We start from the raw sequence: 11,513 nt of genomic DNA on the forward strand, positions 1-11,513 counted from the left end.
CCGTACCGGTTCGATTCCGGTCCTCGGCATAGGTACAAATAATAAGATGCGCCCATAGCTCAACTGGATAGAGTGTCTGACTACGGATCAGAAGGTTAGGGGTTCGACTCCTCTTGGGCGCGTTTTCGGGAAGTAGCTCAGCTTGGTAGAGCACTTGGTTTGGGACCAAGGGGTCGCAGGTTCGAATCCTGTCTTCCCGATATAAGATTTAAGATTGTTTTGGGGCCTTAGCTCAGCTGGGAGAGCGCCTGCTTTGCACGCAGGAGGTCAGCGGTTCGATCCCGCTAGGCTCCATTTTATATTCGCGGTGTAGCTCAGCTGGCTAGAGCGTCCGGTTCATACCCGGGAGGTCGGGGGTTCGATCCCCTTCGCCGCGATTATTTTTTTAAGAGCTTGGACCTTTAGCTCAGTTGGTTAGAGCAGACGGCTCATAACCGTCCGGTCGTAGGTTCGAGTCCTACAAGGTCCATTGTGACATTGTTAGTATTTCTTATATTATGGAGGATTACCCAAGTCCGGCTGAAGGGAACGGTCTTGAAAACCGTCAGGTGTGTAAAAGCACGCAAGGGTTCGAATCCCTTATCCTCCTTTTTAAAATTATCGCGGGGTGGAGCAGTCAGGTAGCTCGTCGGGCTCATAACCCGAAGGTCGTAGGTTCAAATCCTGCCCCCGCAATTGTTTAAACAGTGTTTGAACGAAAATGAATAAGGTTCCGTGGTGTAGGGGTTAACATGCCTGCCTGTCACGCAGGAGATCGCGGGTTCGATTCCCGTCGGAACCGTTTTGGCTCGGTAGCTCAGTTGGTAGAGCAATGGATTGAAGCTCCATGTGTCGGCAGTTCGATTCTGTCCCGCGCCATCCTATTAATGCGGGTGTAGTTTAGTGGTAAAACCACAGCCTTCCAAGCTGTTGTCGCGAGTTCGATTCTCGTCACCCGCTTTAATGGGCCTATAGCTCAGCTGGTTAGAGCGCACGCCTGATAAGCGTGAGGTCGATGGTTCGAGTCCATTTAGGCCCATTGGGGAAGTACTCAAGTGGCTGAAGAGGCGCCCCTGCTAAGGGTGTAGGTCGGGAAACCGGCGCGAGGGTTCAAATCCCTCCTTCTCCGTTCTAAGTAGGCCCGTTGGTCAAGCGGTTAAGACACCGCCCTTTCACGGCGGTAACACGGGTTCGATTCCCGTACGGGTCATTTTTATTTTTATGGAGGATTACCCAAGTCCGGCTGAAGGGAACGGTCTTGAAAACCGTCAGGTGTGTAAAAGCACGCAAGGGTTCGAATCCCTTATCCTCCTTTTTAAAATTATCGCGGGGTGGAGCAGTCAGGTAGCTCGTCGGGCTCATAACCCGAAGGTCGTAGGTTCAAATCCTGCCCCCGCAATTGTTTAAACAGTGTTTGAACGAAAATGAATAAGGTTCCGTGGTGTAGGGGTTAACATGCCTGCCTGTCACGCAGGAGATCGCGGGTTCGATTCCCGTCGGAACCGTTATTTTTTTGCGGGTGTAGTTTAGTGGTAAAACCACAGCCTTCCAAGCTGTTGTCGCGAGTTCGATTCTCGTCACCCGCTTATGGGCCTATAGCTCAGCTGGTTAGAGCGCACGCCTGATAAGCGTGAGGTCGATGGTTCGAGTCCATTTAGGCCCATTGTTTTTTACAGGCCCGTTGGTCAAGCGGTTAAGACACCGCCCTTTCACGGCGGTAACACGGGTTCGATTCCCGTACGGGTCATTAATATCAATAAGCGGTAGAGAGCTACCGTTTTTTGATTTAATCCCTTTGGAAGCGTTGACAAACGTATTTTTATCATGTAATCTGTGATTAGTGGTATTAAAACTGAATGATTAGATGTTGGATAGTGATTGTTTAATTACAAGCTAAACCTAGTTATTTCTAAAAAGATGAATTTTTGTCGTCTTTTTTGAAGTGGTTAGGTTTTTTGTTTTTGAATAAGCGAATAGAAGCTGTTTTTTTATTCAGAAAGGGGGTTAAGATGTTAGTTCATAAGATACTTAATAATAATGTGATCATTACTGCTGATGATCGGGGGCATGAACTAATAGTTATGGGTAAAGGATTGGGGTTTCAAAAGAAGCCAGGTGATTTTATCTCCAAAGACTATGTAGATAAGATTTATCAGCTAAAAAATGAAACTAATTCTTTGCGATTTCAGGAGCTGTTGGCGGATATACCATTGGAATATTTAGAAATATCAGATGAAATTATTGAGTATGCGAAGAAAGAGATTAATGAAAGTTTGAATGAAACGATTTATATCTCTTTAACGGATCATTTGCATACAGCAATTGAACGAGTGAAAAAGAACGTGGAAGTTAAAAATGTTCTTTTGTGGGATATAAAGCGTTTCTTCTCTGATGAATTTAAGGTTGGTATGGAAGCAATTGAAAAAGTAAAAGAGCGATACGACATTCAATTATCAGAAGACGAGGCTGGTTTTATAGCCTTACATATTGTGAACGCGCAGCAAGATGGCGAGAGTCCGGGAAATACATACGAGATTACAAAGATTATGCAGGAAATTATGAATATTATAAAATATTATTTCAAAATCTCGTTTGATGAAACATCCGTTTATTTTTATCGCTTCACGACGCATCTTAAGTTTTTTGCTTATCGCTTAACAACGAAGAAACAGTATTTGGAAGAGACAGACAATGAACTGCTGGATGTTATCAAGGTAAAATATAAGAATGCCTACAGTTGTGTGAATACAATAGGTACTTATTTGCAGGATACGTATAATTACACAATTTCTAATGATGAAAAACTATATTTAACCATTCATATTGCACGTCTGGTGTCAAAGAACAGTTAAATTGTTTATAAAATATATAGTAAGGAGGATAGAGAAAAAAGTAATGTAAATACCCTGTGATGTCTGAAAAGACGTGGCTTTTGGATAGTGACATTAAGTTGGCTAAACCTTCAAATAACTATTGAAAAATAGAAAATGGAGGAAATAACAATGGGTAAATATCATGATTTAGCAGAAAAAGTAGTACAAAATGTAGGTGGGAAAGAGAATATTAACAGCTTAACGCACTGTATCACTCGGTTGCGCTTCAAATTGAAGGATGAGAGCAAGGCTAATGATGACGTACTTAAAAACATGGACGGCGTAGTTACAGTGATGAAGAGCGGCGGTCAGTATCAAGTAGTTATTGGAAACCATGTACCGGCGGTTTATGAGGAAGTAGTAAGTATCGCAGGAATTTCTTCAGATACTGAACAAGAGTCTTCAGGAGGAAATATTTTTAATCGTCTGATTGATATTTTGAGCGGCTGTTTCCAGCCATTTTTAGGGGCTTTAGCGGCTGCCGGTATGGTAAAAGGGTTTAATGAATTATTTGTCTTTTTAAAATTTTATGAGAATACCTCTGGGACTTATACAATGTTGAATGGTATTGGCGATGCAATCTTTTATTTCATGCCTGTTATTCTTGGTTACACGGCTGCTAAGAAATTTAAGCTGCACCCGATGGTGGGGATCGTTATTGGAGCAGCATTATGTTATCCCTCTGTTCAGGGCAGTGCATTACAATCTGCGTATGAAATGACTGCCGGGATAGGAGGAGCTGCACCATACAGCTTGTTAGGTCTGCCTGCTTACGATACATTTTTGGGGATTCCTTGGGTAGGTGCCAGCTATACAAGTAGTGTTGTACCAATCATCTTTATTATTGCTTTTGCGGCTCAAATTCAAAAGCTTTTCAAGAAAATTATTCCTGAAGTGGTTCAGACATTCTTGGTACCATTCTTTGTATTATTAATTGCATTACCAATTGGGTTTCTGGTAATTGGTCCAATTATCAGTATGTTAACGGAGTTGTTAAGCGCAGGTTTCCAAGGCTTGATGGACTTTTCACCAGCATTATATGGAGTCATTCTTGGCTTCTTCTGGCAGGTATTGGTTATCTTTGGTTTACACTGGAGTGTTATACCATTGGCAATCATGCAAATTACACAAGATGGATTCAGTCAGGTTTTAACAGGTTCATTTGCAGCAAGTTTTGCTCAAACTGCAGTAGTTGCGGCAATGTTCTTCAAATTGAAAGATAAGAAGATGAAAGCTCTGTGTCCACCAGCAATTATCTCTGGGATTTTTGGAGTAACAGAACCAGCTATTTATGGTATTACATTACCTAAAAGGACTCCGTTCATTTTCTCAATGATTGGCGCAGCAGCAGGTGGTCTCTATCTAATGATTGATCAAGTAACTTCATATACAATGGGCGGATTGGGAATTTTCGGGTTTTTGAATTTTATCAATGGTGATGATGCAAGCGGTGTTGCCAATTCAGTAATAGGGATTGCTATTGCTGCAGCTATTGCTTTTGCTCTAACATTCTTCTTTTGGAAAGATGAGGCAGTTGAAGAAACAACAGCTACGGAACCCGTGCAAAAAGCAATGAAAGAAGCTGTTTTAAGCCCTGTGAAAGGAACAGTGTTACCTTTGGCAAAAGCAGCAGATCAGGCATTTGCTCAAGGCGCATTAGGTAAAGGGGTATTGATTAATCCAACAGAAGGGATTGTAAGAGCACCGTTTGACGCTACTGTAATGACCTTATTCCCGACAAAACATGCAATCGGTTTGATTTCTGATCAGGGAATGGAATTGCTGATTCATATTGGTATGGACACGGTTCAACTGAATGGGAAATACTTTGAAGCCCAAGCCGCACAAGGTGATAAAGTTAAAAAAGGTGATGTTCTGGTAACATTTGATATTGCTGCAATTAAAGAAGCTGGATTCAGTGTTGAAACGCCAGTTATTGTAACGAATTCAGGAGATTATCTGGATATTGTGGAGACACAAAACAGAGAAGTTACTTCAAATGATACGTTGATTACAGCGTTGGCTTAATTTAAAATAAAAATGAACAAAAAAATGAGATGATTTTTTTCGGAAGACGTTTTGGAGAGATGAGGGGTGTAATAAAACCGTACTCCTTCCAAAGCCTCTTCTGGCTCATCTCTATAGTAGGAGAGGATTTTATACATGGCATTTAGAAAAGATTTTTTATGGGGCGGCGCAACAGCAGCCAACCAGTGTGAAGGCGGATATAATGAAGGCGGCCGTGGTTTGGCGAATGTGGATGTTGTTCCAATTGGCAAAGACAGATTTCCGATTATCTCTGGACAGATGAAAATGTTTGATTTTGATGATGAGCATTTCTATCCTGCAAAAGAAGCAATTGATATGTACCATCGCTACAAAGAAGATATTGCATTATTTGGTGAAATGGGCTTTAAAACCTATCGTTTATCTATTGCCTGGACTAGAATTTTTCCAAATGGAGATGAGGCAGAACCTAATGAAGAAGGTCTGAAATTCTATGAAGATCTCTTTAAAGAATGTCACAAATATGGGATTGAACCATTGGTAACGATCACACACTTTGATTGTCCAATGCATTTGATTAAGAAATATGGTGCATGGCGCAGTCGTGAACTGGTTGGGTTTTACGAAAACTTGTGTAAAGTAATTTTCAATCGTTATAAAGGGCTGGTTAAATATTGGCTGACATTTAATGAGATCAATATGATTCTGCATGCACCATTTATGGGAGCAGGGCTTTATTTTGAAGAGGATGACAACAAAGAACAAGTGAAATATCAGGCTGCTCACCACGAATTGGTAGCAAGTGCAATCGCAACTAAAATTGCGCATGAAGTTGATCCTGAGAACAAAGTCGGCTGTATGCTTGCTGCAGGCAGCAACTATCCATATACACCAAAACCGGAAGATGTATGGGCAGGAAAACAAAATGATCGTGAAAATTACTTCTTTATTGATGTGCAGTCTCGTGGAGAATATCCAGCGTATGCATTAAAAGAAATGGAACGTAACGGGATTGAAATCAAAATGGAAGAGGGCGATAAAGAATTACTGAAAGCTCATACTGTAGACTTTATTTCGTTTTCTTATTACTCTTCACGTGTTGCAACCGTTGATCCAGAATTGCTGGAACAGACTCAAGGAAATATTTTTGCATCAGTTAAAAATCCTTATCTTGAAGCGAGTGAATGGGGTTGGCAGATTGATCCTCTTGGGTTAAGGATAACAATGAATGATCTGTATGATCGTTATCAAAAACCATTATTTATTGTTGAAAATGGCTTGGGTGCTGTTGATACACCTGATGAAAATGGTTATGTTGAGGATGATTACCGCATTGAGTATCTGGCGGCCCATCTTCAGGCTATGAAAGACGCTGTAGAATTAGATGGCGTAGATTTATGGGGCTATACAACCTGGGGCTGTATTGACTTGGTGAGTGCTGGAACAGGTGAAATGAAGAAACGCTATGGCTTTATTTACGTTGATCGTGACAATGAAGGAAATGGCACATTAAAACGTACGAAAAAAAAATCATTTGACTGGTACAAGAAAGTGATTGCCTCAAATGGTGAAGATCTAAGTAATTAAATAACTAAGCGGGCTGAGAAAAGTCTTGTGATTCATCTCAGCCCATTTCTATGTTTTTGAATGAAAACGATTTATTTTTTTATTTAAGCAAAAGGGTCGATAAGTTGTTCTCAATGTATCTTTATGATACTTCTGAGAAAAAACAGAAGGAGCAATGAGCAGATGGCATTTCCTAAAGACTTTTTATGGGGTGGTGCGACAGCTGCCAATCAATATGAAGGCGGCTATTTAATCCGATGGCAAAGGATTAAGCACTTTAGATGCGATTACAGGTGGGAGTCACACTGAGCCAAGAATGATTACGTATAAAACAAAAGATGGAAAAATCAGATCCTGTTCAAGAGAAAAATCTTTGCCTGAAGGGGTATCTGACTAGAAAGCGCTTAATAATAATAATAAGTGAAATTATTCTATGGATGGTTCTCTAGAGGGAAATAAGGTTAATTTTAAAAATGAAAAAGTTAAATTACTATCAATAATTATGAAAAGTTTATTCGCTTAGTGTAGTTGCACTTTTCAAGCGTAGTCGTATCTGCGGTTCTTGTTAGACTGCGGTCTGAATAGGCTACATTTTGTTTGACAATTTTTCTGTGGAAATTAGAGTGTTAAAAAACACGATCTAGTGTGGTTTGTTGGCGAAGTGAACCATTGACAATGAGTTGGGGTATGTTATCCGGAGGGAATCGTCTGTGCCGTTTCTAGACTCAGGCGACAAAACGAAGACACATACCCCAGGAGGCTCATTGTCAAGGGCAACCGTAACAGAACAAACGGATGTATCACAACTATTTATAGAAACTGTCAAAAAACTGTTGCCATTCCAGTCCATGATACAACAGGCTTATGTGACTCTTGAACATTGTATCTGCGGTTCTCGTTAGACTGCGATCCTCGATACAAACGCGTTTATGTGAAGATGAAACGCGTTGGCTACCGGACCACAGGAATAAAATTAATTGATTTATGCTCGTATTAAAAATCAATTAATACCAAAAATTGTAAGGAGTGCCATTAGTTCTTTGTGGTTCTACCACTTAGAAATACTGGACATCGGACCACAGGAAAAAAATTAATTGATTTACGCTCGTATTAAAAATCAATTAATATCAAAAATTACAAGGAGTGCCATTAGTTCTTTGTGGTTCTACCACTTAGAAATACTGGACATCGGACCACAGGAAAAAAATTAATTGATTCACGCTCGTATTAAAAATCAATTAATACCAAAAATTATAAGGAGTGGGAAATATGAAAAAAATGTTTAAAGTAATTGGAGTATTGGGGCTGTCACTATTATTTGCAACGGGGTGTGGTAATCAAGCAGAAGAAGGTGAGAAAACAACTACGGCTGAGAAACCTGAGGAGTTGACTATTTATGTTGTTCGTCATGGTAAAACCATGCTTAACACGACAGATAGAGTACAGGGGTGGTCTGATGCAGTTTTGACTCCAGCTGGGGAAGAAGTTGTAACAGCAGCAGGTATTGGTCTGAAAGATGTTGATTTTCAAAGTGCCTACAGCAGCGATAGTGGTCGAGCAATGCAAACAGCAAAAATGATTCTTGCAGAAAACGCAACTGCCTCAGAACTGCCATTAAATGCAGACGAGCGTTTTAGAGAGTTCAATTTTGGAACATACGAAGGTGATTTAAACCACACTATGTGGCAGGATATTGCTGACGATCAAGGTGTGACATTGGAAGAATTTATGAAAAATATGACACCGGAATCTTTTGCTGATAGTGTGGCAAAATTGGATGAAGGCAGGGATGAAGAAGGCTTAAACTGGCCTGCTGAAGATTATGAAACTATTACTGCTCGTTTAACAGCTGGTTTAGATGATTTAGTGAAAAAAGAGTTGGATACTGAAGGCTCCGGTAATGTGCTTGTTGTTTCGCATGGTTTAAGTATCTCTGCTTTGCTGGATACTTTATTTGATGACTTTGAGATTCCGGAAGGCGGACTGAAAAATGCCAGTGTATGTACAATCGTCTATAAAGACGGCAGCTACACATTAGATAAAGTAAACGATTTGAGTTATATAGAAAAAGGACAAGAGAAATAAACTATTATATTGACCGATTTAAACCTGAGCTATGCTTCTCATCCAAGAAATGTATAGCCGATCCAGTAGTATTACATATGAGGCAACTGGATCGGTGATGAGCATTCCAAGAAGCTCAGGAGCACGTTCTTACATGATCATAAGACATGCGCCAATAGAAATGAACAGCTGCTCGTTCTCATTCTTGCTATTGAAGCATGCAGGGGAATATTTCCTATCATTGAACATCATTTATAGACTATCTTTTAGTGTAAGTTATAGTTTTGTCAAAATGCCATTTCTAAGTATTTGTTACTTCGTTTTAAAAGATAGGATAATGAGTGAATTATAATCAAGTGATATAAAACTGACAAAAAAGTTTTATGTCACTTTTTTTGTTCAAATGACGTTTGATTATTCAGAATTTTCTAAAAAATATTGACATACACTGTCAAGAACGTAATAATTAATACTATCACTTCAAAAAAGAATAACTAGCGGAGGACTTTAGCTATGATAATTAAACCAACTTTACCTCAGGAAATGACCATTTTTTTTGATCAGGAAAATCAACCAAATAAACGGGTTCAGATGGGTGTAGTTACGCTGGCGCCTGGTGAGAAACGACCGATGGAAGGATTTTCCAGACATGATCAGGACGAATATTCCTATGTTGTTTCCGGTTTAGCACATACAATATTAGAAGATGGGCAGGCTCTTGTAGGAAAACCTGGAGAAGCCCAACTCATTGAAGCAGGGGAAGGGCATATTAATTATAATGATGGAGATGAGCCGGCGGTTGTTGTTTGGATGCTTGTGGAACGAGAGTAAGAAAAAATGAAGTAGAAAGGGAGATAAGAATGAAAAAAGCAATTAAAGCACTAACGGGATTAGTGGCAGCAGGTATACTTATGGTTGGCTGTACAGGCAGCACTCAAAAAGAAAGTGGGATTGAAGAAACAACTCCGCTGCAGCTGATGTCTGCATCAGAATTGACAACATTGGATACATCTGTGATGCTGGACTTCCCTGATGCCATAGTACAGACAGCTGCTTTTGAAGGTTTATATGCTTTAGATGAGAATGATGAGATTATTCCAGCAGTGGCAGAGAGGATGCCGGAAATTTCTGAAGATGGTAAAACCTATACGATTTATTTACGTGAAGATGCAGTATGGAGTAATGATGATCCAGTAACAGCACATGATTTTGAATATGCCTGGAAGAAAATGATTGATCCGGCAAATGGGCTTGTGTACAGTTTTCTAATTGTAGAAACGATTGAGAATGGTTTGGAAATATCCAACGGGGAAAAAGAACCGGATGAATTGGGCGTTAAAGCGTTAGATGACTATACACTGGAAGTTATATTAGCGGATGCAAAACCTTATTTTACTTCAGTTTTAGCCTTTCCAACTTTCTTTCCTCAGAACGAAAAGATTGTGGAGGAATTTGGTGCTGACTACGGAACGACTAGTGAATCTGTTGTATATAATGGTCCGTTTCTAGTCGAAAACTGGAAACAGAATGATTTGAATTGGGATTTGGTAAAAAATGAAAAATATTGGGATAAAGACAATGTAAAATCTGAAGAGATCCATTATGAAGTAGTCAAAGAAGCTTCTACAGCATTGAATTTATTTGAAGATGGACAATTAGATGTTGCAACAATTACAGGGGAAATAGCTAAGCAAAACCAGGATAATGAAAACTATCATTCTTATCCGACAGCAACGATGAACTATATTCGGTTGAATCAGGAGCGTATGGGAAAAGACACACCACTTAAAAATGAAAACTTAAGAAAAGCTCTTGCTTTAGGAATTGATAAAGAAACACTGGTAAACAATATTATTGCGGATGGGTCAAAACCGTTATATGGTGCAGTAACGGAAGGTTTTGTTTCAAATCCTGAAACCGGAAAGGACTTTAGAGAAGATGCGGGTGATTTGATGGTCTATGATAAAGAAACAGCTTTAGACTATTGGAAAAAAGCACAAGCAGAACTTGGAGAAGAGATTGAATTGGAGTTAATGGTCACTGATGATGGTTCCTATAAAAAAATGGGTGAAGGTATACAAGGCGCGCTTCAGGAATTATTTGATGGACTGACTGTCAATGTTAAAGCTCTTCCTACAGAAACTGCACTGAACTTCGGTCGGGAAAGTGACTATGACATGTTTTTGATTTACTGGACGCCGGATTATAAAGATCCTATTTCGACGTTGAAGATGCTTTATACTGGTAATGATAGGAATTATTCGAATGAAACCTATGATCAGCTGTTAGATGATGCGTCTCAAAAATATGCGATGGACCCGGTAAAACGCTGGGAAACGCTGATTGCTGCTGAAAAAGAAGTGATTGAAGAAACAGCAGGGATGATTATCATCAGCCAAAATCAGCAATCAGTTATGCATGGCGAGCAAATAAAAGGTCTTAATTATCATACGTTTGCTGCCCCGTTAACATTAAAGAATGTTTATAAAGCAGAGTAGCGAATAGATAGAAAGTCGGAATTCCAGTCGTTTGGATTCCGGCTTTTTTGAGTGTGCCAGGCGTGGCACTTATCTAGCTGGTGAAAGTCCAGTCGCGGGTAGTTACCGCCAAGCGTAGCGAACCACAAGCCGAAGTCAGTAATGGCGGGGTGAAGGAAGTGGTGTAGCAAAACTTTGAGCCTACGAACAGAAACTTGATGAGGCTAAATGGTGGATGAGGTTGCTCAACAAACCGAAGTCCAAAAGGTAAACGTAAAACCAAGACAGTAAATCAAGAGGTTGTAAAGTGAATGTAGCGCCGTATACGAGACCCGTACGTACGGTGCAATGGGAGGGGCGGAATTTATTTCCCCTCTACCCTATTAAATAAATAATTTGCAGATACTGAAAAATGATAAGCCTTTATATTGCTCATTTTCAGATACTGTAGACATAATAGTTTCTTAAATAGCTTGAAACGTGTACTATTAGGAAGATAGGGCAGCTCAAAAGAATCTATAAAAAACTGACTGATTAAAGAATCGGT

The 11,513-nt window shown here is 39.9% G+C and carries 7 protein-coding genes, 19 tRNA genes and 1 pseudogene; all 27 read left to right on the forward strand.

Annotated features, from left to right (window positions below; genetic code table 11):
• The first annotated feature begins 48 nt into the window (after positions 1-48).
• The 27 genes and pseudogenes from LI954_RS05345 (at position 49) to LI954_RS05475 (ending at position 10,987) form a co-directional block, all read left to right on the forward strand.
• Positions 49-122, forward strand: a tRNA-Arg gene (locus LI954_RS05345).
• Positions 123-126: 4 nt separating this feature from the next.
• Positions 127-200 (forward strand) — tRNA-Pro (locus LI954_RS05350).
• Positions 201-221: 21 nt separating this feature from the next.
• Positions 222-294: transfer RNA gene (locus LI954_RS05355), tRNA-Ala, on the forward strand.
• 9 nt (positions 295-303) lie between these two features.
• Positions 304-377 (forward strand) — tRNA-Met (locus LI954_RS05360).
• A gap of 18 nt (positions 378-395) precedes the next feature.
• Positions 396-469 (forward strand) — tRNA-Ile (locus LI954_RS05365).
• Between the two features lie 30 nt (positions 470-499).
• A tRNA-Ser gene (locus LI954_RS05370) sits at positions 500-589 on the forward strand.
• A gap of 12 nt (positions 590-601) precedes the next feature.
• Positions 602-675: transfer RNA gene (locus LI954_RS05375), tRNA-Met, on the forward strand.
• A 33-nt stretch (positions 676-708) separates the two neighbouring features.
• Positions 709-781: transfer RNA gene (locus LI954_RS05380), tRNA-Asp, on the forward strand.
• 4 nt (positions 782-785) lie between these two features.
• Positions 786-858: transfer RNA gene (locus tag LI954_RS05385), tRNA-Phe, on the forward strand.
• 10 nt (positions 859-868) lie between these two features.
• A tRNA-Gly gene (locus tag LI954_RS05390) sits at positions 869-939 on the forward strand.
• A 5-nt stretch (positions 940-944) separates the two neighbouring features.
• Positions 945-1,018: transfer RNA gene (locus tag LI954_RS05395), tRNA-Ile, on the forward strand.
• 2 nt (positions 1,019-1,020) lie between these two features.
• Positions 1,021-1,108: transfer RNA gene (locus LI954_RS05400), tRNA-Ser, on the forward strand.
• Positions 1,109-1,117: 9 nt separating this feature from the next.
• Positions 1,118-1,189: transfer RNA gene (locus LI954_RS05405), tRNA-Glu, on the forward strand.
• Between the two features lie 13 nt (positions 1,190-1,202).
• A tRNA-Ser gene (locus tag LI954_RS05410) sits at positions 1,203-1,292 on the forward strand.
• Positions 1,293-1,304: 12 nt separating this feature from the next.
• Positions 1,305-1,378, forward strand: a tRNA-Met gene (locus tag LI954_RS05415).
• A 33-nt stretch (positions 1,379-1,411) separates the two neighbouring features.
• Positions 1,412-1,484 (forward strand) — tRNA-Asp (locus LI954_RS05420).
• A gap of 10 nt (positions 1,485-1,494) precedes the next feature.
• Positions 1,495-1,565: transfer RNA gene (locus LI954_RS05425), tRNA-Gly, on the forward strand.
• A 3-nt stretch (positions 1,566-1,568) separates the two neighbouring features.
• Positions 1,569-1,642: transfer RNA gene (locus LI954_RS05430), tRNA-Ile, on the forward strand.
• Between the two features lie 12 nt (positions 1,643-1,654).
• A tRNA-Glu gene (locus LI954_RS05435) sits at positions 1,655-1,726 on the forward strand.
• Between the two features lie 262 nt (positions 1,727-1,988).
• Positions 1,989-2,831 (forward strand): BglG family transcription antiterminator LicT, encoded by an 843-nt coding sequence (gene licT, locus LI954_RS05440; RefSeq protein WP_202063981.1) that lies wholly within the window; start codon positions 1,989-1,991, stop codon positions 2,829-2,831.
• A 150-nt stretch (positions 2,832-2,981) separates the two neighbouring features.
• Complete coding sequence (locus LI954_RS05445) at positions 2,982-4,880, forward strand: beta-glucoside-specific PTS transporter subunit IIABC (protein ID WP_229443907.1); 1,899 nt, start codon at positions 2,982-2,984, stop codon at positions 4,878-4,880.
• A gap of 135 nt (positions 4,881-5,015) precedes the next feature.
• Positions 5,016-6,446 carry a 6-phospho-beta-glucosidase gene (locus LI954_RS05450; RefSeq protein WP_229443908.1) on the forward strand — a complete coding sequence of 477 codons (1,431 nt, stop codon included), beginning with the start codon at positions 5,016-5,018 and terminating at the stop codon, positions 6,444-6,446.
• A 162-nt stretch (positions 6,447-6,608) separates the two neighbouring features.
• A pseudogene (locus LI954_RS05455) lies at positions 6,609-6,810 on the forward strand (family 1 glycosylhydrolase); the annotation flags it as partial.
• A 325-nt stretch (positions 6,811-7,135) separates the two neighbouring features.
• Positions 7,136-7,327 carry a hypothetical protein gene (locus tag LI954_RS05460; RefSeq protein WP_229443909.1) on the forward strand — a complete coding sequence of 64 codons (192 nt, stop codon included), beginning with the start codon at positions 7,136-7,138 and terminating at the stop codon, positions 7,325-7,327.
• Between the two features lie 367 nt (positions 7,328-7,694).
• On the forward strand, positions 7,695-8,510 hold the full coding sequence (locus tag LI954_RS05465) for a histidine phosphatase family protein (RefSeq protein ID WP_229443910.1): 816 nt from the start codon (positions 7,695-7,697) through the stop codon (positions 8,508-8,510).
• A 492-nt stretch (positions 8,511-9,002) separates the two neighbouring features.
• Positions 9,003-9,320: a cupin domain-containing protein gene (locus LI954_RS05470; protein WP_229443911.1), complete on the forward strand. Its 318-nt coding sequence runs from the start codon at positions 9,003-9,005 to the stop codon at positions 9,318-9,320.
• Positions 9,321-9,349: 29 nt separating this feature from the next.
• On the forward strand, positions 9,350-10,987 hold the full coding sequence (locus LI954_RS05475; protein ID WP_202063992.1) for a peptide ABC transporter substrate-binding protein: 1,638 nt from the start codon (positions 9,350-9,352) through the stop codon (positions 10,985-10,987).
• The last annotated feature ends 526 nt before the right edge of the window (positions 10,988-11,513 follow it).

It is taken from the genome of Enterococcus sp. CWB-B31 (assembly GCF_020567645.1).
Taxonomy (GTDB): Bacteria; Bacillota; Bacilli; order Lactobacillales; family Enterococcaceae; genus Enterococcus_L.